Here is a 21,488-nt window from a genome sequence, read left to right on the forward strand (position 1 = left end):
CGTCGCGCCGCCGGCCGCCGCGCAGCCGTCGTGGGCCGCCGCGCCCGTGTCGGACCCACCGCCGCCCGTGGTGCCGGCCCCGGCGCTGCCGACCTGGCCGCCGCCGGCCACGCCCGCCCGCGACGCCGACACGACCCGTCCGGTACGCCCACAGCCCGCCGATCCGGATCTCGCCACCACCGCGTACGGCGGCACCGACGGGCCCGGGTTCGCCACCGTGTCGTTCCCGCAGGGCAACCCGCTGGAGAACTCCGGGTCGCTGACCGGGCACATCCTGGCCCAGGGCTGGTCCGAGGAGGGCCCGGCGGCCCGGGGCGGCAACACGAAGGTGTTCATCGTGCTGGCCGTCGCGCTGACCATGTTGATCGCGATCAGTCTGCTCGTGGTCTTCCTGGCCAACGACGCGTTGAGCGGGCTGACCGGGACCATGCTCATCGAGTGACGGGGGTGAGCCCGCCCACTACGTTCTCGCGTCGCCGTGGCGGAGTGGGCGATGCGCCGTACACTTGACTGCGATCACTGACCTGGCGCGCCCGACTGCGCGCGCCCATGGGCGATCTTGCGGGCGATTCGGCGGCGTGACAGGCCGCGGCGGGCCATCGCGAAGATGCGCCCCGCTCGAGAGGTATTTCTTGACCACGTTCGCTGAACCCAGCACGTCCCCGTCCGTCGACCCGACGCCCGACACCGTCGACTTCGCCTCGCTCGGCCTGCCCCGGCAGCTCGTCGAGACGCTCGCCCGGCAGGGCATCACCACCCCGTTCGAGATCCAGCGGGCCACGCTGCCCGACTCGCTGGCGGGCCGCGACGTCCTCGGCCGGGGCCAGACCGGCTCCGGCAAGACGCTCGCCTTCGGCCTGCCGGTGATCGCCCGGGTCGCCGACCGCAACCGGGCCCGGCCGCTGCACCCTCGCGCCCTGGTCCTGGTCCCCACCCGTGAACTTGCCATGCAGGTCAACGACGCCCTCGTGCCGCTCGGCAAGTCGGTGGGCGTGTTCCTGAAGACCGCCGTCGGCGGTGTGCCGTACGACAGGCAGATCGACGCGCTGCGCCGCGGCGTGGAGATCGTCGTGGCCACCCCGGGACGGCTCGGCGACCTGATCGAGCGCGGCGTGTGCCGGCTCGACGACGTCGAGATCACCGTGCTGGACGAGGCCGACCAGATGGCGGACATGGGCTTCCTGCCCGAGGTCACCCGGCTGCTGGCGAAGACTCCGGCGGACGCGCAGCGGCTGCTGTTCTCGGCCACTCTGGACAACGACGTCGACACGCTCGTCAAGCGGTTCATGACCGACCCGGTCACCCACTCGACCGCGCCGGCCACCGCCGCCGTGTCCACGATGGATCACCACCTGCTGCTGATCCCGCCGCACGACAAGTTCGCGGTCGCCGCGTCCATCGCCGCCCGCGAGGGCCGCACCATGCTGTTCGCCCGTACGCAGCTCGGCGTGGACCGGCTCGTCGAGCAGCTCGCGGCCGTCGGCGTACGGGCCGGTGGGCTGCACGGCGGCAAGACCCAGCGCATGCGCACCAAGACGCTCGCCGAGTTCCGCGAGGGCCGGACGCCCGTGCTGGTCGCGACCGACGTGGCGGCCCGGGGCATCCACGTCGACGGCGTCTCGCTGGTGCTGCACGTGGACCCGCCGAAGGACCCCAAGGACTACCTGCACCGGGCCGGCCGTACCGCTCGGGCCGGCGAGTCGGGCGCGGTGGCGACACTGGTGCTGCCCAAGCAGCGCCGCACCACTCTGGCCATGATGGAGAAGGCGGGCGTCGAGCCGGCCGAGACCCGGGTCCGGGCGGGCGACGAGGCGCTGGCCGAGCTGACCGGCGCGCGCGAGCCCAGCGGCGTACCGGTGCGGGACGAGCCGGAGCCGCGACGCGGCGGCGGCTCGCGCCGCTTCGGCGACCGCGACGGCCGGGGCTTCGACCGGGGCGGCCGGGGCGGCTTCTCCGACCGTGGCGAGCGCCGGTTCGGCGACCGTGACGGTCGTGGCGAGCGCCGCTTCGGCGACCGGCCCGCGAGCGAGCGGTCCGGTGACCGGTTCGCGGACCGTGGCGGTGACCGCCGGTTCGGCGACCGGCCGGCGGGTGAGCGCTACTCGGGCGAGCGGTCCGGCGGCGGCGAGCGCCGCTTCGGCCGGCCGGAGCGTCGCGACGACCGGAGCTTCGGCGACCGGCGGTCCGACGGCCGGAGCTTCGGCGAGCAGCGGTCCGACGACCGCGGCCAGCGCTTCGGCGGCCAGCGCGGCGACGACCGGCGCTTCGGCGAGCGGGCCGACCGGCCGTACGGCGACCGGCAGCAGCCGGCGGCCGGACGCGGGTACGACCGCGACGAGCGGCGGTACGACGACCGGCCGGGCGGCTCGCGCGGCTTCGGTGACCGGCGCCAGGACGACCGCCCGCACGCCGAGCGGCGTTTCGGTGACCGGGGCGACGCGCGTCCGGCCGAGCGCCGGGCCGGCGGTTTCCGGGCCGAAGGGCGGGGCCGGGACGACAGGCGCGGCTTCGGCGGGCGCCCGCCGGCACGTACCCACTGATCTGAGCGCACCCACCGCCGCCGCCGAGCATCCGCTCGGCGGCGGCGTTCGCGCATACGCTGCCGCCGACGGCCGGGTCGCGTAACGTCCGGACCATGCCGAAGTCGCTCTTCTGGGCCCGGACCGACACCGCCGGCTCCGAGCACGTCGTGCTCGACGACGGTCCGGGGCTGACCGCGCAGGGTGTGGCGCTCGCCGTGGATCCGATCCCGTACACGTGCCGGTATCGCCTGACCGTCGGCCCGGACTGGTCGACGAACCGGCTGGAGGTCGAGTCCGAGGGCGCCGGCTGGTCGCGGAGCGTACGCCTGGAGCGGGGCCGGGACGGGTGGCGCGTGCGTACCGGCGAGGAGGGTGACCTGGACGCGGCGCTGAGCGCGGCGGGCCACCCACCGGCGGGCCTGCCGGGTACCGACGACCCGGGCCGGCTGGCCGAGGCGCTCGACGTGGACCTGGGCGGTTCCCCGCTGACGAACACGTTGCCGATCCGCCGGATCGGGCTGGGGCGGCTGCCCGCCGACCTGGCCACGGCCGTGAATGTGGCGTGGGTGCTGCTGCCCGGCCTGGCCGTGGTGCCCGCCGAGCAGGTCTACACCTCGCTGGGTCCGGGCCGGGTCCAATACGCGAGCGGCACGTTCACCGCCGACCTGGAGGTCGACCCGGAGGGCTTCGTGGTGCGCTACCCGGGGCTCGCCGAGCGGGTCGACCCGCTCTGACCGGCCGGGGCCCGGCTCAGGCGGTCGGCCAGGTGCCGTCGGTCAGGAACCGGTCGATGGTGGCGAGGTGCGGGGCGAGGTCGAGGCCCTGCGCGGCCACCCACTCGTCGGAGTAGTAGGTGTCGACGTACCTGTCGCCCGGATCGCAGATCAGCGTGACCACCGAGCCGGTACGCCCGGCCGCGCGCATCTGCGCGATCAGCCCGAACGCGCCCCACAGGTTGGTGCCGGTGGAGCCGCCCACACGGCGGCCGAGCACGGCCGAGCCGGCCCGCATGGCGGCGAGCGACGCGGCATCCGGCACCTGCACCATCCGGTCCACCACGCTGGGCAGGAAGGACGCCTCGACGGTGGGCCGCCCGATGCCCTCGATCCGGGAGCCGCGGTCGGTGCGGACCGACCAGTCACCGGCCTGCCAGGCGGGGTAGAACGCGGAGTTCTCCGGGTCCACCACGCAGAGCTTGGTGGGCAGCCGCCGATAGCGGGCGTAGCGGCCGATGGTGGCGCTGGTGCCGCCGGTGCCGGCGCCGACCACGATCCAGGCGGGCACCGGGTGCCGTTCCAGCGCGAGCTGGGCGTAGATCGACTCGGCGATGTTGTTGTTGCCCCGCCAGTCGGTGGCCCGCTCGGCGTAGGTGAACTGGTCCATGAACCGGCCGCCGCTGTCCTCGGCGAGCCAGCGCGCCTCCACCACGACCTTCGACGGGTCGTCCACCAGGTGGCAGCGCCCGCCCTGGAACTCGATCTGGGCGATCTTCTCCGGCGACGTGGAGGCGGGCATGACGGCGATGAACGGCAGCCCGAGCATCCGGGCGAAGTACGCCTCGGAGACCGCCGTCGAACCGGACGACGCCTCGACGATCGTGGTGTCCGGGCCGATCCAGCCGTTGCAGAGACCGTAGAGGAACAGCGACCGGGCGAGCCGGTGCTTCAGCGAGCCGGTGGGGTGCACCGACTCGTCCTTGAGGTAGAGGTCGATCCCCCACTCCCGGGGCAGCGGGAACGGCAGCAGGTGGGTGTCGGCGGAGCGGTTGGCGTCCGCCTCGACAGTGGCGATCGCCTCGGTCACCCAGCGCCGGCTGGCCTCGTCGCACCTGTCGAAGTGAGTCACGCCGGCAACGTTACAAGCGAGGTGGGCTCGGGTTCTCCCGGACCCGGCGGGCCTGCCGCCGTTGACCGGCCCGGCCGGTGGCCCGGATCACCGGCGTGAGGGCCAGAGCGAGCCGGGGGAAGGCGTCCAGGAGCCGTACCTGGGCGCCGCGCCAGCGCGGCAGGCTGACCACCGGCCGGGGGCGGCGGGCCAGCCGGACGGCCCGCGCGGCCACCCGCTCCGGCGTGAGCAGCGAGCCGGTGAAGGACGCCAGCGCTCCCGGGTCGTCCAGCTTGTCGTGCAGCATCGGCGTCCAGATCCCGTCCGGGCACAGGCACGACACGTGTACGCCCCGGACGCCGGCCATCCGCAGGTCGCTCAGGGTGCCGAGGCTGAACGCGAGCAGGGCGTGCTTGCTGGCCGCGTACACCGTCTCGCCCGGTGCGGCGATCAGCCCGGCCAGCGAGACGACGTTCAGTACGTGGCCGCGGCCCTGTTCGCGCATCACCGCGACGGCGGCGAGCGTGCCGTTCATCGCGCCGAGCGCGTTGACCTCGACCACCGCGCACCGGGCCGGGGCGTCGTGCGCCCAGGACGGCCCGGTGACCAGGATGCCCGCGTTGTTCACCCAGAGCCCGAGGCCGCCGGGCGCGGCCGCCGCCTCGGCGGCGACGTCCGCGCAGGCGGATTCGTCGCGTACGTCGAGGGCGCGCGACCAGCCGCCCAGCGGCGCGGCGGCGGCCGACACGGCCCCGGCGTCGACGTCGGTGAGCAGCACGTTCCACCCGTCGGCGTGCAGCGCGGCGGCGATCGCCCGTCCCAGCCCACCGGCCGCACCTGTCACCACTGCGGCACCGCGCTCCGAGCTCGTCATCGGCGCACGGTAACCGCAACCCCCGCCCCGGGGCCAGAGGCGTCAGGCGGTGGGCGGTTCCAGCGGCTGCGGGCGGTTCTCCCACTTGGTCGACAGGGCGATGCTGGTACGGGTGGACGCCACACCAGCAGTCCGGTTCAGCCGGACGATCAGCTGCTCCAGCTCGGCGATCGTGCCGACGCGCGCCTTGAGCAGGAAGGACTCGACGCCGGCCATGAAGTAGCAGGACTCGATCTCGGGGATGCGCCGGAACGCCTCCAGCACGTCGTCGGTGTCGGCGTCGGAGTCCTCGATGATGCCGATGAGCGCGGTGACGCCCAGCCCGATCGACTCCGGCTCGACCTCGGCCCGGTACGCCCGGATCACGCCGCTGGACTCCAGCTTGCCGACCCGCTCGTGTACGGCCGGGGCGGAGAGGCCGACCTGACGGGCCAGCTCGGCGTACGACAGACGGGCGTTGCCCCGCAACAACTCCACGAGGCTCAGGTCGATCGTGTCCACGGAGAGTGACCCTATCCGCTCGGCGGCCACCGAACACTGTCGGTACCGGTGCACCGGCCCTTCACAAACGTACGATCACGGGGGTTCTCCGCCGGTACCATTTCCTATCCTTCCCAGTGTGTGCGTTTTTCGCGTTTGGCGGACACGTCCGGTAGCCGGTGCTGTAATTGCCATACGTCCCTCATGACGGCTCTGGGCTCGCACCGGCCGGGGGCAGTGTGTTCAGCCGGGGGCTTCGTCGACGCGAGGAGGGGGCTGTGGACACTGGAGATCGCCTGCTGACACCGGGTGAGGTCGCTGCGCTGTTTCGGGTGGACCCGAAGACCGTGACCAGATGGGCAGCGGCCGGCCGGATCGGCAGTATCCGGACTCCAGGAGGGCACCGCCGGTTTCGGGAATCCGAGGTGCGGGCCCTGCTCGAGGGGGAGGGCATGCTGGACGAGGCGGAGGACATGGGCAAGGCCCGCAACATGGGCCCGACCGCTTCCACCGGCCCCGGACCGGCGAACGCCGGCATGTACTGAACGTGCGGGGCGCGGTCCTGCCGAGGGCCGCGCCCCGGACGTCGCCCAGCGGATCCGTCAGCGCGGGTCCGTCTCCCGGCGACCGGCGGCCAGTTCGCCGGACCACCGCCGGAACAGTGTGTGCTCGACACCGAGCGCGTCGAGCACCTTCCCGGCCACGAAGTCCACGAGCTGCCCGGCGGACGCCGACGCCCCGGCGCCGTAGAAGCCCGGACTGGCCGGCAGCACCACCGCGCCCGCGTCGTGCAGCGCGATGAGATGTTCCAGGTGACTACGGGTCACCGGCGTCTCCCGGGGCACCACGACGACCGGGCGGCGCTCCTTGAGGTTCACCTCGGCGGCACGCTGGAGCAGGTCCTTCGACAACCCGATCGCGATGCCCGCGCACGCGGCGGTGCTGGCCGGCACCACCGCCATGCCGCGTACCGGGTAGGAGCCGCTGCTCGGGCCGGCGGCCAGGTCACCTGCGGGCCAGTGCCGCAGGTCCGCGCCGGTGAGGTCGCGGTCGAGCCAGGCGGCCAGGTCCTCGGTCCAGTGCGCGTCCCGGAAGGGCCGGCCGGTCTCGTCCAGCACTGTCAGCCGGGCCGCCCGGGAGACGATCAGGTCCACCGCCTGACCGGCGTCGAGCAGTCCCCGGACGACAGCCGCCGCGTACGGCGTCCCGGACGCGCCGGAGACACCCACCACCCATGGTTCGCGCATGCCCCAAGCGTGCCTGGTCGCCGCCGGCGGCGGGCGTCGACCCCCGTTCGGTCGGCCCGTCCGGGATGTCCAGTGGGTTCACGGAACATCCCACGGCATGAAATTCTTCGATCGGCGATCGACGTCCACGGAAGGGCCGGTGATGACGGCGGCGGTGCTGCGGGCGCTCCGCTCCGGCTGCCCCATCCCGCCCCGCCTCTCCCCGTACGCCGACGACGTGCAGGGCTGGCTGGTGGAGCAGGTCGACCGGCTCGGCCTGCCGGCTGACCCGGTGACCCGGCGACGGCTGGCGCGGGCCGGCTTCGCCCGGTACGCGGGCCGCCTCTACCCGGACGCCACCGAGCCCGACCTGCGGGTGCTGACCGCACTGTTCACCTGGTTCTTCCTCGTCGACGACGCCTGCGACGGGCGGGACGGGCTGACCCCGCCGCAGATCCGCGCGCTGCGCGACGGTGCGCTCGCCCTGCTGCGCGAGGGTCCGCGCGCCCGCCACCCGGGCTTCTCCGGCCCACTGCGGCGGCTGCTCGTACAGGCGTGGCGGGAACCCCGCCGCCGGATGCCGGCCCGGTGGCGGCTGCGCTTCGCCGACGCGGTCGCCGACCACCTCGACGGGGTCCACCGGGAGGCCACCGCCACCACGTCCGGCCGCCCACCGGGCGTCGCCGAGTACGTGCGGCTGCGCCGGGCCACGTCGGCGGCCTACGTGTCGTACCCGCTGATCGAGTTCGCATCCGGGCGTCCGCTGCCCGACGCGGTCTACCACCATCCGGCGCTGCGGCGGCTCGCCGGTCTCGCCAACGACCTGCTCTCCTGGTTCAACGACATCGCCTCGCTGGAGCGCGACCGGGCCACCGGCGGCGGGCACAACCTGGTGCTGGCGACGGCCGCCGAGCGGGGCGTGCCGCTGCCGGCGGCGGTCGACCTGGTGGCCGGGCACTGGCGGGCCGAGATGGACCGCTTCGCGGCACTCCTGGCGGCGGCGCCGTCGTTCGGCCCGACGCTCGACGAGGCGGTCGCGATCCACCTCGACGGGCTGGCCGCCGCCGTGCGCGGCACCGTCGACTGGACGCTGGAGAGCGCCCGCTACCCGGTCGCCGCGGCGTCCTGAGCCGGTGCCCGGCGTCGCCGCTACGGCCGCAGGCCGAGCCGGATCATCAGGTCGAGCAGCGCGAGGACGAACAACGCGATGCCGACGAAACCGTTCGCGGTGAAGAACGCCCGGTTGACCTTGCTCAGGTCGGTGGGACTGACCACCATGTGCTGGTAGGCGAAGGCCACAGCGGTGAGCGCCAGCCCGATCCACCACAGCCAGCCGAAGCCGACCCACGCGCCGAACCAGATGAACAGCGCGAACGTCACCACGTGTGCGACAGTGGAGGCGTGCAGCGCGAAGCGCCGGCCGTACCGGGCGGGGACGCTGTGCACGCCGATCTCCCGGTCGATCTCCGAGTCCTGGCAGGCGTAGATCAGGTCGAAGCCGCCGATCCACAGGCCGACGGCGGCGCCGAGCAGCCACGCCGGGCCGGAGCCGTCGAGCGTGCCGGTGACGGCCAGCCAGGCGCCGACCGGGCCGACCGCCTGCGCCACCCCGAGGATGGCGTGCGGCCAGTTGGTGAACCGCTTGCCGTACGGGTAGACCACGAGCGGCACCACGGCGAGCGGCGCGAGCACCAGGCAGAGCGGGTTGAGCAGGGCGGCGGCGGCCAGGAACACCACGAGCGCGACCGCCGCGCCGGTCCAGGCCGTCCGCACGCTCACCGCGCCGGTGACCAGTTCCCGGTTCGCCGTACGCGGGTTCCGCGCGTCGATCCGCCGGTCGAGGATCCGGTTCGCGGCCATGGCGAACGTCCGCGCGCCGACCATCGCCACGGTGATCAGCAGCAGGTCGAGCCAATCCACCCGGCCGCCGTTGAGCTGCATGGCGGTCAGCGCCGACAGGTACGCGAACGGAAGCGCGAAGACCGAGTGCTCGATGGCGACGAGCTTGAGGAAGGACGAGACCCGGCCGGGTCGTTCCTGTACTGCCGCCGTCATCGGATCCCGTATTCCTTCCAGCGCTTGTCGACGAGCGAGACCACCTCGGGCGACATGCGCATCTCCTCCGGCCAGCCCCGGCTGTAGCCCTCCTCGGGCAGCTTGCGGGTCGCGTCGATGCCCGCCTTGCCGCCCCAGAACTGCTGGTACGAGGCGTGGTCGAGGTGGTCCACCGGCCCCTCGGTGACCATCAGGTCGCGGGCGTAGTCGACGTTGCCGAAGGCGCGGAACGCGACCTCGTTGTAGTCGTGCACGTCGCAGTCCTCGTCGACGATCACGATCAGCTTGGTCAGCGACATCATGTGCGCGCCCCAGATCGCGTTCATGACCTTCTGCGCGTGCTTCGGGTAGCGCTTGCGGATCGACACGATCGCGCAGTTGTGGAAGACACCGGCGGCGGGCAGGTCGTAGTCGACGATGTCCGGGATCAGGAAGCGCAGCAGCGGCGCGAAGATCCGCTCGGTGGCCTTGCCGAGGCCGTGGTCCTCCTGCGGCGGCTGGGACGTGACGATCGAGTGGTAGACCGGGTCGCGCTGCATGGTCATGCACTCGATGTGCATGACCGGGAACGGCTCGACCGGCGTGTAGAAGCCGGTGTGGTCGCCGAACGGACCCTCGGGCAGGCGCTCGCCCGGCTCGATGTAGCCCTCCAGCACGATCTGCGCGTGCGCCGGGACCTGCAACGGGACGGTCAGGCAGTCCACCATCTCGACCCGCTCACCGGCGAGGAACCCGGCGAACAGGTACTCGTCGATGTCGGCGGGCAGCGGCGCGCTGGCCGAGTACGCCACCACCGGGTCGGCGCCGATCGCGATCGCCACCGGCAGCCGCTGGCCGAGCCGCTCGGCGACCGCGTGGTGCGCGGTGGAGTTCTTGTGGATCTGCCAGTGCATGCCGATGGTGTTGTGCGAGTGCTGCTGGAGCCGGTAGAGCCCGAGGTTGCGCTTGCCGGTCTCCGGGTGCTTGGTGTGGGTCAGCCCGAAGTTGTGGAAGATCCCGCCGTCACCGGGCCACACCTGCAAGCCGGGCAGCCGGTTCAGGTCGACGTCGTCGCCCCGGTAGACCACCTGCTGGCAGGGGGCGGTCTTCACCTTCTTCGGCGGCATCGACTTGAGCTGCATGACCTTGCCCAGGCCGCCCATCATCCCGGAGAAGCCCTGCGGCAGTTCCGGCTTGAGCATGTCGCCGATCCGCTCGCCGATCTCGTCGAGGTGTTCCACCCCGAGCGCCATCGCCATCCGCTTCTCGGTGCCGAACAGGTTGATCGCCACCGGCATCTCACCCCGGGTGGGGCGCTCGAACAGCAGCGCGGGCCCGCCGGCCCGGACGGTGCGGGTGACGATCTCGCTGATCTCCAGCGTGGGATCGACCGGCGCGCTCACCCGCCGCAGCTCGCCCGCACGCTCCAGCGCCGCGAGGAAATCCTTCAGATCGGTGTACGGAAAGCGAGCCGCCATGCCCCCATCCTCCCGCACTCCCTTCCTCGGGCCGGGCGCGCCCCCGGTCAACTGGCGGCGGGCGTCCAGGCGTACGCGGCCAGCGGCTTGTCGAGCGGCGCCTCGGTGAGCCGGTTGGCGAACGTGGAGATCGTGTACGTGCCGACGCCGAGCACCACGTCCAGCGCGTGCCGGGGCTGCCATCCGGCGGCGAGCAGCGCGTCCAGGTCGGCGTCGGGGACCGCGCCCCGGTGGTCGAGCACGGCGACGGTGAAGCGGCGCAGCGCCTCCAGCCGGGAATCGGGCAGCGTCGAGCCGGTACGCAGCGCCTCGATCAGCTCGGGCGCGGCGCCGTGCCGGACCAGCGTCGCGGTGTGCATGGCCACGCAGAGGTGGCAACCGTTGCGGGTGGCGACGGTCAGCACGACCACCTCCCGGGCGACCGGGTCCAGGTCGGTGGCCTCGAACGCGGCGTTGGCGGCGAGGAAGCCCGTGAGCAGTTCGGGCGAGCCGGCCATCAGGCTCACGGCGGCGGGTAGGTGGCCCAGCGAGCGGCGTACTCCGGTCATGACCGGGCGGGCGGCGGCGGGCGCGGTGTCCGGCTCGTACGCGGTGAAGCGGGACATGACAGGACCCCTCTCGTAAGATGGTCAACGTGGTTGACGAAATAGTAAACGTGGTTGTCGAACATGGCAACGCCTGACCGCCCCGGGTTCGCGCTGCCGCTGCTCCTGCTCGCCGGTTTCCGTACGCTCGTCGACGACCTGCACGCGGAACTGGCCCGCCAGGGGCACCCCGAGCTGCGCCCCGCCCACGGCTTCGTCCTCCAGGCCGTCGGCCCGGCCGGCACCACCGCCTCCGACCTCGGGCAACGCCTCGGCGTCTCCAAGCAGGCAGCGGGCAAGACGGTGGACCGGCTGGTCGCGCTCGGCTACCTGGAACGCGTGGACGACCCCGCCGACGCCCGCCGCAAGCTGGTCCGGACGACAGCGAAAGGCCGCGACGGGCTGCACCGCTCGGCTGAGGTCTTCGACGAGTTACGCGACCGCTGGGCGGCCACACTCGGCGCGGACCGGGTCGCCGCCATCGAGGACGACCTGCGCCGGATGGTCCCCGCCGACGTGTTCCGCCTCGACGTCCCCGGCTGGTTCGGCGGATGACTTCGTCACTGACAGGGTCGCCGGCGGCGGTTCATCATCGACGGATGGACGACGCATACGTGGTGGGTGACCCCGACGGCCTCAGCCCGCTCCAGGCCGAGATCCGCGACGCGGTGGCCCGCGAACTGCACGCCCAGTTCGCGCTGCGGGCGGACCGCCTCGAACTGGCCGACCTGCCGGAGGTGGCCTACCAGATCACGCGCCGGGTGGACGAGGTGCTGAGCGCGCGCCCGGTCACTACACCCCGGCGTACGAGTGCAGACCGGTGAAGAAGAAGTTCACGCCGAACAGGTTCATCATCACGGTCAGGAAGCCCACGATGGAGATCCAGGTCGCCACGTTGCGCTTCACGCTCGGCGTGGCCCGGGCGTGCAGGTAGCCCGCGTACACCACCCAGGAGATGAACGCCCAGGTCTCCTTCGGGTCCCAGCCCCAGGCGCGACCCCAGGCCGCCTCGGCCCAGATCGCCCCCGCGATCACCGCGAAGGTGAAGATCGGGAACGAGAAGGCGTGCAGCATGAAGGTCAGCCGCTCCAGCCCGGCCGCCTCCGGGAGGCGGCGGGCCAGGGTGTACGGGAAGCTGCGCCGCCCCTGCTCCCAGCCGGACCGCATCAGGTACGCGGCGGCGGGCACCACGCCCAGCAGGAAGATGCCCGAGGCGAAGATGATCGTCGAGACGTGGATGATGAACCACCACGACTGCAGCGCCGGCATCAGCGGCTCGATCGGCACGTAGAGCTTCAGCTCGGCGAAGGCCAGCAGCAGCACCATGACCAGCGTCAGGAACAGCCCGAGCCGGCGCAGCCACGGCTGCTTCCAGAGCACCACGAGCCAGGCCGCCACACCGATCCAGGTGCCGGTCAGCACGAACTCGTACATGTTGCCCCAGGGCATCCGGTCGGCGGCGAGACCCCGGGTGACCACGGCGCCCAGGTGCACGGCGGCGGCGAGCACGGTGAGCCAGGTGGCGATCCGGCCGGCCAGCACGGCCCGCGCGCCGGTGCGGTCCGGGCGCGGCGGCGTCGCCGCGACGGCCGGCTCGTCGATCGTGCCGCCGGCTCCGCCGACGCCCGCGCCGACCAGCTCCCGCGCCGGTGCGGCCGCGGGCACCTTCCGCGCGTTGCCCAGCGCGAACTCCACGGCGTGGCTGATCATCGCGATCAGGTACGCCAGGATCGCGAACGCGACCAGCTGGTCGGAGAGTGCGGACATCAGTCGTCTCCTTCTCGCGCCCGCCGCGCGTCCGGCGCGTCACCGCTCACCGCGGCGACGAGCTGCGCGAACTCGTCGGCGAACCCAGGGTGCTCGGTGCGCGGCAGCCCACCGGCCTCCACCAAGCTACTACCGCTCGTCGGAGATCCACCCTCGGGGGGCGAAACCCGGAACCAGACCCGGCGCCGCCGGGCGAACAGCGAGCCCATCAGGCCCAGCAGCAGCGTGCCGCTCGCCACCAGCAGCAACGTCTGCCCGGGCGCGTGCCGGACCGCGAGCGTGATGTACGGCTTGGTGCCGACGAACTCCAGCGTGCTGCCGTCGTCGAGGGCCCACTTCTCCCCCGGCCGCAGCAGCTTGGTGCCGATCTCCTTGAGCTTGCCGTCGTCGATCTGCCGCCGGTCCAGCGCGTACACCGAGCCGGGGATGCCCGCGTCCAGCCCGAGGTTGCCCCGGTACGCGGTCAGGTTCACCGCCGGGTTCCGCTCGGCCGGGTACTGCGACGAGACGTACGGCGCGCTCTCCGGCGCGGTGGGCAGGTAGAGCCCGTCGAAGGCGATCTGCTGGTCCGGGGCACGCGCGCCGGTCTTCGGGTCGACGTTGGCGTCCGGGAAGATCGCCACGCCCTCCTCGGTCGCGTTGGAGTCCCCGGTACGCAGGAACGGCGCCTCGCTGGTCTGGCTGCGGCCGTACTTGTCGGTGTACTTCAGCAGCGGCGCGTAGCCGTTGCCGAGCAGGTAGACGTTCGCCGAGCCGAGCCGCAGCGGCGAGTTGACCGAGAACCCGGCGGTCCGTTCCGTGCCGCCCGGCTCGTCCACGGTCACCGTGGCCCAGTAGCGGGACGCCAGCCCGGACGGCAGGTAGTCGGCCTCGAACTTCTCCAGCGTCAGGCAGAACGGCGGCAGGTCGGAGCTGTCCACGCGCGGGCCGAGCGACGCCTCGGCGTACTGCTGGCGGGTGTTGCAGAACGCGTTGTCCTCGCCGGCCACCAGGATGCGGTTGCCGTGCCATCCGTACCAGGAACCGAGCGCCACCCCGAGCAGGACGGCGACCAGCGACACGTGGAAGAGCAGGTTGCCGGTCTCCTTGAGGTAGCCCTTCTCGGCGGAGACCTCGTTGCCGCGCACGGTGACCCGCCACCGGCGGCCGCGCAGCACCGCCGCGATCGCCTCGGGATCGGCGGCGGCCGGGGCCTCCAGCACCGCGTGCTGCGGCAGCCGGTCGAACCGTCTCGGCGCGGCCGGTGGCCTCATCCGCAGCGCGCGGACGTGGTCGCGGGCGCGGGGCAGGATGCAGCCGATCAGCGAGGTGAACAGCAGCAGGTAGATCGCGGAGAACCAGACCGAGCCGAAGACCTCGAACGCGCCGATCTGGTTCAGCCGGGGCGCGAGGTCGGGGTGGTCGACGAACCACTGGTTGACGCGTTCCGGGTTGACGCCGCGCTGGGGCAGCACCGAGCCGGGGATGGCCGCGATGGCGAGCAGGAACAGCAGGATCAGCGCCGTACGCATGCTGGTGAGCTGCCGCCACGAGTTGCGCAGCAGGGCCAGCACCGGGTTGACCCGCCGCCGGGGCGCCTGCGCGGGTGGGGTCGACGGCCGGTCGTCGACGGTCGTCATCAGATGCTCACCTCGCCCACGCCCACGTTCGTCTGCAACCAGATCACCACGTTCACCCAGCCGCCGGTGATCAGCGCCAGGCCGATCGCGATCAGCAGCGCGCCGCCGATCCGGGTGACCCACCGGCTGTTGCGCCGGACGGCGCGGAACACCCCGAGCAGGCGCTGGAAGCCCAGCCCGAAGACGACGAACGGTATCCCCAATCCGAGGCAGTACGCCACGGCGAGCACCACGGCCCGGTCGGTCCCGCCCTCGGTGGCCGCCATGCCGAGCACCGCGCCGAGCGTCGGGCCGGTGCAGGGCAGCCAGCTGAGCGCGAAGACCGCGCCGAGCACCGGTGCGCCGAGCAGCCCGGCGGAGGGCAGCCAGCGGATGCGGAACTCCCGCTGCATGCCGGGGATCACCCCGAGGTAGCCGAGACCGAGCACCACCACGAGCGCGCCGATGACGATCTCCAGCGTGCGCTCGTACCGGAAGAAGAGCTTGCCGACGCCGGAGAAGAGGATCGCGGTGGCGACGAACACGACGGTGAAGCCCGCGATGAACAGCAGCGTGCCGGCGAGCACCCGGCCCTTGACGGCGGCGGTGGTCCGGGCCTGCGTCCGTTCCGCCACGGCGACGCCGCCCCCGGTCGACGGTGGGTCCGGTGGCTGCGGCGCGCCCGGGCGGCGGCCCTCCAGGTCGGAGCCGGCCAGGCCCGTCACGTACGACAGGTAGCCGGGCATCAGCGGGAGCACGCACGGCGACAGGAAACTGACCAGTCCGGCCAGCGCCGCCGCGCCGACCGCGAGCAGCAGCGGGCCGGACTCGGCGAGCTGCCGGAACGTCTCGCCCATCAGCGGGCGCCGTTCGGCGCCGGCGACTCGGCCGCGATGTCCTCGACGATCGGCCGCAGCTCGTCACGGGTGACGGCCCGGCGGATCACCACGGCGATCCGGCCCTCGCGGTCGAGCACGACGGTGGCCGGGGTGGTGTTCGGCGGGATGTCGAAGTTCAACGCCTGCCGGCTGGCCGGGTCGAAGATGCTCGGGTACGTGACCCGGCCTTCCTCGAAGGCGATCGCCTTGTCCTTGCTGTCCTGCACGTTGATGCCGAGGAACGTCACGCCGGAGCCCTTTGTGGCCTGGTACGTGGCCTCCAGGTCGTCCGCCTCGGCGCGGCAGGGCGCGCACCAGGAGCCCCAGAAGTTGACCACGACGACCTGGCCGCGGTCGCGGGAGATGTCGTAGCTGCCGCCGGTGAGCAGTTCACCGCTCACCTTCGGCGTCTTGGAGCGCTGGTCGGGGGCGCAGGTGACGGTCGAGCCGTCGGCCGCGCACCGGCTCTCCTGGCTGCCGGAGGAGCAGCCGACCAGCGCCGTACCGGCGGTGACGGCGGCGAGCAGGGCGGCGGCGAGCCTCCGGGTGAGCATCAGGCCCCCTTGGCCGTCCGGGCGGTCGGCGAGATCGAGACGAGGTGGGCGGCCGGCTCGGAGTACCCGATACCGACGATCTTGGCGCCGTCGAAGTGGAACGAGGTGAGGCTGGCCAGGCCGCACTGGCGGCGGCGCGGGTCGTGCCAGAGGCGCTTGCGCTCGACGTGCCGGCGCAGCGTCCAGATCGGGAGCTGGTGCGACACGAGCACCGCCTCCCGCCCCTCGGCGGCGACCCGGGCGGCGTGCAGCGCGGCGAACATGCGCTCCGCGATGGCCCGGTACGCCTCGCCCCACGACGGGGTCACCGGGTCGCGCAGCACCCACCAGTTGCGCGGGTCGCGGAACGAACCGTCACCGGGCGAGACCTTCTTGCCCTCGAACCAGTTCGCGCTCTCGATCAGGCGCTCGTCGACGCCGACGGAGAGGCCGAACTGCGCCGCGATCGGCTCGGCGGTCTGCTGGGCGCGCTCCAGCGGGCTGGCCACCACGTGCACCACGGTCCGGTCGGCGAGCGCCTGCGCCGCCGCCTTGGCCATCTGCACGCCCAGCTCGGAGAGGCGGAACCCGGGCAGGCGGCCGTAGAGGATGCCGTCCGGGTTGTACACCTCACCGTGCCGCAGCACGTGCACCACGGTCTCCGCCATCTTTACCCCCCGCTTCCCGCCGCCGCTGCCGCCCGCGCCGCCACCGGCAGGGCGGCGGCGATCTGCTCCCACGCGGCGTCGTCGATCGCGGTCGAGACGAACCACGACTCGAACGCGCTCGGCGGCAGGTAGACGCCGCCGGCGAGCATCGCGTGGAAGAACGCCTTGAACGCCGGCACCACCTGGGTGCGGGCGCTGTCGTAGTCGTGCACGTCCGCGTCGGTGAAGAAGACCGAGAACATGTTGCCCGCGGTGGAGAGGCGGTGCGGCACGCCGGCCGCGGACAGCGCCTCGGTGGTGAGCTTGCCGAGCGCGGCGGCGGTCTCGTCGAGCCGCCGGTAGAGCGCGTCGTCGGCCAGCCGCAGCGTGGCCAGACCGGCCGCGCAGGCCAGCGGGTTACCGGAGAGCGTGCCGGCCTGGTAGACCGGGCCGGCCGGGGCGAGCTTCGCCATGATCTCCGCGCGCCCGCCGAACGCCGCGGCGGGCAGGCCGCCACCCATGACCTTCCCGTACGTACACAGGTCCGCGTCCGACGGGTCGAGGCCGTGCCATCCGGCGCGGGACACCCGGAACCCGGTCATCACCTCGTCGACGATGAGCAGCGCACCGTTCGCGTGGGCGATCCGGGCCAGCTCGGAGTTGAAGCCGTCGCGGGGCGCGATCACGCCCATGTTGCCGGCTGCGGCCTCGGTGATGATCGCGGCGATGTGCTGCCCCTCGGCGGCGAACGCCTCCTCGACCGCGCGCAGGTCGTTGTACGGCAGCACGATGGTGTCGCCCGCTGCCGCGCCGGTCACGCCGGGCGAGTCGGGCAGGCCGAACGTGGCCACGCCGGAGCCGGCGGCGGCGAGCAGCGCGTCCGAGTGGCCGTGGTAGCAGCCGGAGAACTTGATGATCTTGGCGCGGCCGGTGAAGCCGCGGGCCAGCCGGATCGCCGACATGGTCGCCTCGGTGCCGGAGTTGACCAGGCGGACCTGCTCCACCGGCGTCCGCGCGATGATCTCCTCGGCGAGGTCGACCTCACCCGGCGTCGGCGTGCCGAAGCTGGTGCCGAGCGGCGCCGCCTCGCGCAGCGCCTCCACCACCGCCGGGTGCGCGTGGCCGAGGATCAGCGGGCCCCAGGAGCAGACCAGGTCGACGTAGCGACGACCGTCGGCGTCGAAGAGCCACGGACCCTCCCCCCGGACCATGAAGCGCGGGGTGCCGCCGACGGCACGGAACGCGCGCACGGGAGAGTTGACCCCGCCGGGCACGACGGCCTTGGCGCGGTCGAACAGGGCCTCGGAGGCCGGGGCGTCGGCCGGGTAGCGGCCGGATCCGGCGGAAAAGGTCTCGGTCACGATGGGGCCATTGTGTCAGCGCCGGAGTGCTGCCTGGCAGGCACCCCGCGACGGGGGTTACCAGGCTCACCCGCCTGAGCGGCGCGACGGGCCGACGGCGATCCGCTCGACAGGCCCGTTGGTCGAGATCGCGATAGGCTGACCGGGTGGATCGTGCCGAACTGTCCATCACCGTACACCGGACGGGTGACGAAGCAGTGCTTCGCCTGGCCGGTGAGATCGACATGCTCACGGCCGCCCAGCTCTCGACAGTGGTGAACGAGGTGCTGGCGGATCCGCCCCCGCGCATCGTGCTCGACCTGGCCGGGGTCACGTTCTGCGACTCGCAGGGGCTCGGCACGCTCGTGGTGCTCAGCCGCAAGGCCAGTCACGCCCAGTGCGTGCTGATGCTCACAAACGTCGGCGACTTCCTGATCCGCGTCCTGGACATCACCGGCCTCCGCAGCGCCCTGATGATCCGCAACGAAGCCACCCCCTGACCCTCGGGGTTCTCCCCGCGATCTTGCACTTGCGGCCCTTCACTCGGGTGATTCACACCTTTTGTCGGGGCCACAAGTGCAAGATCAACGGCGCTAGAGGACGGGGATGTCGCGGCGGCGGAACGTCAGCAGGCCGACTGTGGCCAGGGTCATCGCCAACGCCGTCAGCACGTAGAGGGGGGTTGCGGTCCACGTGGCGCGCAGCACCTGCGGAGTGTGCGTGAACGGGGACACGTCCAGCAGCCACTGGTCCAGCTCCAGCACCGCGCCGAGCTGCCCGAGCAGCACGCAGACCGCCAGCACCACCCATGCGGCGGACGCGAGCCGGGGCAGCAGGCCGTAGAGCAGCACGGCGAGCCCGGCCAGCACCCACGCCGCCGGCACCTGGGCCAGGCCTGCGGCGAGCATCCGGCCCAGCTGGCGGGGCACGTCACCGGTGCTCAGCCCGTACGTCAGGCCGGTCGCGAGCCCGGTCACCGCGAGCACCACCACCGGGCCGAGCAGCGCGAACGCCACGTGCGACAGCAGCCAGGTCGAGCGCCGCGTTCCGGTGGCGAGCACCGGCTCCGCGTGCCCGGCGGACTCCTCGGCGCGCATCCGCAGCGCGGCCTGGATGCCGTACCCGGCGGCGGCGAGCCCGGCCAGGCTCAGCGTGACCCCCAGGTACGCGTCGGCCATCCCGGACGCCCCGCCGAGCCGGGCCACGATCTCCTCCATCCGCGGACTCCCCTCGACGGACCGGCCGGCCGCCTCCGCGGCGCCACCGAGGATCAGCCCGAGCAGGCCGAACCCGACCGACCACCAGAGGATCTGCCCCCGGTGCAGCCGCCAGGCCAGCCCGAACGGCCCGGACAACGCGCCGCCCGCGCCGGCCGGGCCGAGCCGGGGCGGCAGCACGCCCGCGCCCAGGTCGCGGCGGACCGAGATCGGGTACGCGAGCGCGGCGAGCAGCACCGTCGCGGCCAGCGGCAGCAGCAGCACCCACCACCGCTCCCCCTCGTACGGCCGGACGCGCGCGCCCCAGCCCAGCGGGGACAGCCAGCTCGGCCAGTCGTTGCCGGCGGTGTCCCCGGCCAGGCGCAGCCCGAGCGCGGCGCCGAGACCGGCGAGGCCGACGCCCCGCGCCCCGCCCGCGGTCTCGGTGAGCTGGGCGGCCAGCCCGCCGAGCGTCGCGAAGACAGCGCCGGTCAGCACGGTGACCAGCCCGTACGCGACCGAGCCGCCGACCGGCAGCCCGGTCGAGACGAGCCCGGCGGCGGTGAGCAGCCCGAGCACCAGGTCGGCGCCGTACGTGACGAGCAGCGCGGCGGTCAGTCCGGCGTGCCGTCCGAGCACGCTGCCGCCGAGCAGTTCCCGCCGCCCGGCTTCCTCCTCGGTGCGGGTGTGCCGGATGACCGTGAGCAGGCTCGCCAGCGCGACGATGAGCAGCAGGAAGCCGCTGCGCTGGGCGGTGAGCGCGCCGACGCTGTCGCCGTACGCCGGGCCGAGCAGCGCGACGATCGACGGGTTGCGGGCGGTGCCCTCCAGGTACGCGACCCGCTCGGCGGCGGTGGGGAACAGTTCGAAGAAGCTGGCCGCGTACGTGATCGGCAGTACCGCGAGCACGAGCACCCACAGCGGCAGCAGGAGGCGGTCCCGGCGCATGATCAGCCGGACCAGGTGACGGGTGCCGGTGAGCGTGCTCATGACCGGTCCGCCGTCTCGGAACGCGCCACGCCGGAGGAGGGCGCCGACGCGGGGGACGCGGCCTCGTAGTGCCGCAGGAACAGTTCCTCAAGCGTGGGCGGCGTGCTGACCAGGCTGCGTACGCCCAGCTCGGTGAGCCGGCGCAGCGCGGCGTCGAGCGACGCGGTGTCCACGTCGAAGCGGACCCGCTGCCCGTCCACCCGCAGGTCGTGCACACCCGGCAGGTCGGCCAGGCCGTCCAGCGGCGCGGTGACCTCGGCGTCGATCGCGGTGCGGTGGAGGTGGCGCAGGTCGCCGAGCGTGCCGGACTCGACGGTCCGGCCGGCCCGGATGATCGTCACCCGGTCGCAGAGCGCCTCCACCTCGGCGAGGATGTGGCTGGACAGCAGCACGGTGCGCCCGTCCTGCCGGGCCCGGCGGACCCAGTGCTGGAAGACCTCCTCCATCAGCGGGTCGAGCCCGGAGGTCGGCTCGTCGAGGATGAGCAGTTCGACGTCGGAGGCGAGCGCGGCGACCAGGCCGACCTTCTGCCGGTTGCCCTTGGAGTAGGTGCGGCCCTTCTTGCGCGGGTCCAGCTCGAACGACTCCAGCAGTTCGGCGCGGCGTCTCGGGTCGAGCCCGCCGCGCAGCCGGCCGAGCAGGTCGATCACCTCGCCGCCGCTGAGGTGGGGCCAGAGCGTGACGTCGCCGGGCACGTACGCGAGGCGGCGGTGCAGCGCCACCGCGTCCCGCCACGGGTCGCCGCCCAGCAGTCGGACGGCCCCCGCGTCCGCCCGCAGCAGGCCGAGCAGCACCCGGATGGTGGTCGACTTGCCGGAGCCGTTCGGGCCCAGGAAGCCGTGCACCTCTCCGGTGCGAACAGTCAGGTCGAGCCCGTCGAGGGCCCGGGTGCGGCCGAAGGTCTTCACCAGGCCGGACACATCGATTGCCGTTTCCATACTTCAGAAGCTACGCTTGTTTCACAAACTTGTGAAGACTGTAGGGTCACGGGGTGAGTGTCGAGGAGCCGACCATGAACGTGCCGCCCCAGCACGACGAGGAAGAGGTCCACCTCTTCGTCGAGCGGATGGCGATGGCCTTCGCCGACGTGGGCTTCCCCCGGATGGCCGCCCGGGTCCTGTTCACAGTGATGAGCGCCGACGACCCGCTCACCGCGGGCGAGATCGCCGGCCGGCTCGGCGTCAGCGCGGCGGCGGTGAGCGGCGCGGTGCGCTACCTGACCCAGTTCGCCATGCTGGTCCGCGAGCCGGTCAAGGGCTCCCGGAGCGACCGCTACCGGATGCCCGACAACCCGTGGTACGAGGCGACCATCACCAAGACCACGATCTACAAGAACTTCATCGACATCGCCGCCGGCGGGGTCGACGCGCTGCACGGGCGAAACACACCGGCCGGTGAGCGGGTCGCCGAGATGCGCGACTTCTTCCTCTTCGTACAGGAGGAACTGGAATCGCTCGGCGACCGCTGGCGGGCCCGGCGGGCCGCGACCGGGCACGGCGGCCCGGCCGGCGGCTGAA

Annotated in this window: 23 protein-coding genes and 1 pseudogene; 9 read left to right on the top strand and 15 right to left on the bottom strand. The window is 73.0% G+C overall.

Features of this window, described 5'->3' with window-relative positions; all coding sequences use genetic code 11:
- The 3 genes and pseudogenes from OC439_RS25120 to OC439_RS25130 all read left to right on the top strand — a co-directional run.
- Positions 1 to 442: pseudogene (locus tag OC439_RS25120) on the top strand (hypothetical protein); the annotation flags it as partial.
- 190 nt (positions 443 to 632) lie between these two features.
- Positions 633 to 2,540: a DEAD/DEAH box helicase gene (locus tag OC439_RS25125; protein WP_262015593.1), complete on the top strand. Its 1,908-nt coding sequence runs from the start codon at positions 633 to 635 to the stop codon at positions 2,538 to 2,540.
- A gap of 95 nt (positions 2,541 to 2,635) precedes the next feature.
- On the top strand, positions 2,636 to 3,256 hold the full coding sequence (locus tag OC439_RS25130; RefSeq protein WP_262015594.1) for a putative glycolipid-binding domain-containing protein: 621 nt from the start codon (positions 2,636 to 2,638) through the stop codon (positions 3,254 to 3,256).
- Positions 3,257 to 3,272: 16 nt separating this feature from the next.
- Here the strand turns inward: OC439_RS25130 and OC439_RS25135 are convergent, their stop codons facing one another.
- Genes OC439_RS25135 through OC439_RS25145 form a run of 3 tightly spaced genes read right to left on the bottom strand, consistent with a single transcriptional unit; the run spans position 3,273 to position 5,721 of the window.
- Positions 3,273 to 4,367, bottom strand: a complete 1,095-nt coding sequence (locus tag OC439_RS25135) for a PLP-dependent cysteine synthase family protein (protein ID WP_262015595.1) — start codon at positions 4,365 to 4,367, stop codon at positions 3,273 to 3,275.
- A gap of 10 nt (positions 4,368 to 4,377) precedes the next feature.
- A complete protein-coding gene (locus OC439_RS25140) occupies positions 4,378 to 5,220 on the bottom strand; it encodes an SDR family NAD(P)-dependent oxidoreductase (RefSeq protein ID WP_262015596.1) in 843 nt (280 codons plus the stop codon).
- Between the two features lie 42 nt (positions 5,221 to 5,262).
- Positions 5,263 to 5,721, bottom strand: coding sequence for an Lrp/AsnC family transcriptional regulator (locus OC439_RS25145; protein ID WP_030500728.1), 459 nt, complete (start codon positions 5,719 to 5,721; stop codon positions 5,263 to 5,265).
- Positions 5,722 to 5,978: 257 nt separating this feature from the next.
- Between OC439_RS25145 and OC439_RS25150 the strand changes: the two genes are divergently transcribed.
- Positions 5,979 to 6,245: a BldC family transcriptional regulator gene (locus OC439_RS25150; RefSeq protein WP_013473529.1), complete on the top strand. Its 267-nt coding sequence runs from the start codon at positions 5,979 to 5,981 to the stop codon at positions 6,243 to 6,245.
- Positions 6,246 to 6,302: 57 nt separating this feature from the next.
- Here the strand turns inward: OC439_RS25150 and OC439_RS25155 are convergent, their stop codons facing one another.
- Positions 6,303 to 6,947 (bottom strand): UbiX family flavin prenyltransferase, encoded by a 645-nt coding sequence (locus tag OC439_RS25155; RefSeq protein WP_262015597.1) that lies wholly within the window; start codon positions 6,945 to 6,947, stop codon positions 6,303 to 6,305.
- Positions 6,948 to 7,044: 97 nt separating this feature from the next.
- Between OC439_RS25155 and OC439_RS25160 the strand changes: the two genes are divergently transcribed.
- Complete coding sequence (locus OC439_RS25160; RefSeq protein WP_410054957.1) at positions 7,045 to 8,055, top strand: terpene synthase family protein; 1,011 nt, start codon at positions 7,045 to 7,047, stop codon at positions 8,053 to 8,055.
- Positions 8,056 to 8,075: 20 nt separating this feature from the next.
- Here the strand turns inward: OC439_RS25160 and mqnP are convergent, their stop codons facing one another.
- Genes mqnP through OC439_RS25175 form a run of 3 tightly spaced genes read right to left on the bottom strand, consistent with a single transcriptional unit; the run spans position 8,076 to position 11,043 of the window.
- The gene (gene mqnP, locus OC439_RS25165; RefSeq protein ID WP_410054959.1) at positions 8,076 to 9,002 is read right to left on the bottom strand and encodes a menaquinone biosynthesis prenyltransferase MqnP; all 927 of its coding nucleotides are present in this window, start codon (positions 9,000 to 9,002) and stop codon (positions 8,076 to 8,078) included.
- Entirely contained in the window at positions 8,978 to 10,438 is a 1,461-nt protein-coding gene (locus OC439_RS25170) for a menaquinone biosynthesis decarboxylase (protein ID WP_194802076.1), read from the bottom strand. The genes mqnP and OC439_RS25170 overlap by 25 nt, the downstream gene beginning before the upstream one ends.
- 47 nt (positions 10,439 to 10,485) lie before the next feature.
- Entirely contained in the window at positions 10,486 to 11,043 is a 558-nt protein-coding gene (locus OC439_RS25175) for a carboxymuconolactone decarboxylase family protein (RefSeq protein WP_262015599.1), read from the bottom strand.
- A gap of 63 nt (positions 11,044 to 11,106) precedes the next feature.
- Between OC439_RS25175 and OC439_RS25180 the strand changes: the two genes are divergently transcribed.
- Complete coding sequence (locus OC439_RS25180) at positions 11,107 to 11,577, top strand: MarR family winged helix-turn-helix transcriptional regulator (RefSeq protein WP_262015600.1); 471 nt, start codon at positions 11,107 to 11,109, stop codon at positions 11,575 to 11,577.
- Between the two features lie 44 nt (positions 11,578 to 11,621).
- Positions 11,622 to 11,846 carry a hypothetical protein gene (locus OC439_RS25185; RefSeq protein ID WP_262015601.1) on the top strand — a complete coding sequence of 75 codons (225 nt, stop codon included), beginning with the start codon at positions 11,622 to 11,624 and terminating at the stop codon, positions 11,844 to 11,846.
- Here the strand turns inward: OC439_RS25185 and ccsB are convergent.
- From ccsB to hemL, 6 genes are read right to left on the bottom strand one after another with little or no spacing between them, the layout of a single operon-like run.
- On the bottom strand, positions 11,815 to 12,789 hold the full coding sequence (gene ccsB / locus OC439_RS25190) for a c-type cytochrome biogenesis protein CcsB (RefSeq protein ID WP_262015602.1): 975 nt from the start codon (positions 12,787 to 12,789) through the stop codon (positions 11,815 to 11,817). The two genes, OC439_RS25185 and ccsB, sit on opposite strands and share 32 nt — an antisense overlap.
- The gene (locus OC439_RS25195) at positions 12,789 to 14,408 is read right to left on the bottom strand and encodes a cytochrome c biogenesis protein ResB (protein ID WP_262015603.1); all 1,620 of its coding nucleotides are present in this window, start codon (positions 14,406 to 14,408) and stop codon (positions 12,789 to 12,791) included. The genes ccsB and OC439_RS25195 overlap by 1 nt, the downstream gene beginning before the upstream one ends.
- On the bottom strand, positions 14,408 to 15,244 hold the full coding sequence (locus tag OC439_RS25200; RefSeq protein ID WP_194802080.1) for a cytochrome c biogenesis CcdA family protein: 837 nt from the start codon (positions 15,242 to 15,244) through the stop codon (positions 14,408 to 14,410). Before OC439_RS25200 ends, OC439_RS25195 begins: the two co-directional genes overlap by 1 nt.
- Positions 15,244 to 15,819 carry a TlpA family protein disulfide reductase gene (locus OC439_RS25205; RefSeq protein WP_262015604.1) on the bottom strand — a complete coding sequence of 192 codons (576 nt, stop codon included), beginning with the start codon at positions 15,817 to 15,819 and terminating at the stop codon, positions 15,244 to 15,246. The genes OC439_RS25200 and OC439_RS25205 overlap by 1 nt, the downstream gene beginning before the upstream one ends.
- The gene (locus tag OC439_RS25210) at positions 15,819 to 16,466 is read right to left on the bottom strand and encodes a histidine phosphatase family protein (protein ID WP_116503393.1); all 648 of its coding nucleotides are present in this window, start codon (positions 16,464 to 16,466) and stop codon (positions 15,819 to 15,821) included. The genes OC439_RS25205 and OC439_RS25210 overlap by 1 nt, the downstream gene beginning before the upstream one ends.
- Before the next feature lie 2 nt (positions 16,467 to 16,468).
- Complete coding sequence (hemL, locus tag OC439_RS25215; RefSeq protein WP_262015605.1) at positions 16,469 to 17,806, bottom strand: glutamate-1-semialdehyde 2,1-aminomutase; 1,338 nt, start codon at positions 17,804 to 17,806, stop codon at positions 16,469 to 16,471.
- Positions 17,807 to 17,952: 146 nt separating this feature from the next.
- On the opposite strand from hemL, the gene OC439_RS25220 reads away from it, so the two are divergent.
- Positions 17,953 to 18,285, top strand: coding sequence for an STAS domain-containing protein (locus OC439_RS25220; protein ID WP_262015606.1), 333 nt, complete (start codon positions 17,953 to 17,955; stop codon positions 18,283 to 18,285).
- 93 nt (positions 18,286 to 18,378) lie between these two features.
- Here OC439_RS25220 and OC439_RS25225 read toward each other — a convergent pair whose 3' ends face one another.
- Together OC439_RS25225 and OC439_RS25230 are read right to left on the bottom strand one after the other, a co-directional pair.
- The gene (locus OC439_RS25225) at positions 18,379 to 19,971 is read right to left on the bottom strand and encodes an ABC transporter permease (protein ID WP_262015607.1); all 1,593 of its coding nucleotides are present in this window, start codon (positions 19,969 to 19,971) and stop codon (positions 18,379 to 18,381) included.
- Complete coding sequence (locus OC439_RS25230) at positions 19,968 to 20,909, bottom strand: ABC transporter ATP-binding protein (protein ID WP_262015608.1); 942 nt, start codon at positions 20,907 to 20,909, stop codon at positions 19,968 to 19,970. Before OC439_RS25230 ends, OC439_RS25225 begins: the two co-directional genes overlap by 4 nt.
- Before the next feature lie 53 nt (positions 20,910 to 20,962).
- Between OC439_RS25230 and OC439_RS25235 the strand changes: the two genes are divergently transcribed.
- The gene (locus tag OC439_RS25235; protein WP_262015609.1) at positions 20,963 to 21,487 is read left to right on the top strand and encodes a GbsR/MarR family transcriptional regulator; all 525 of its coding nucleotides are present in this window, start codon (positions 20,963 to 20,965) and stop codon (positions 21,485 to 21,487) included.
- Position 21,488: the final 1 nt, after the last annotated feature.

The sequence above is a fragment of the Micromonospora sp. Mcm103 genome, from assembly GCF_024519755.1.
In the GTDB taxonomy this organism is placed as follows: domain Bacteria; phylum Actinomycetota; class Actinomycetes; order Mycobacteriales; family Micromonosporaceae; genus Micromonospora; species Micromonospora aurantiaca.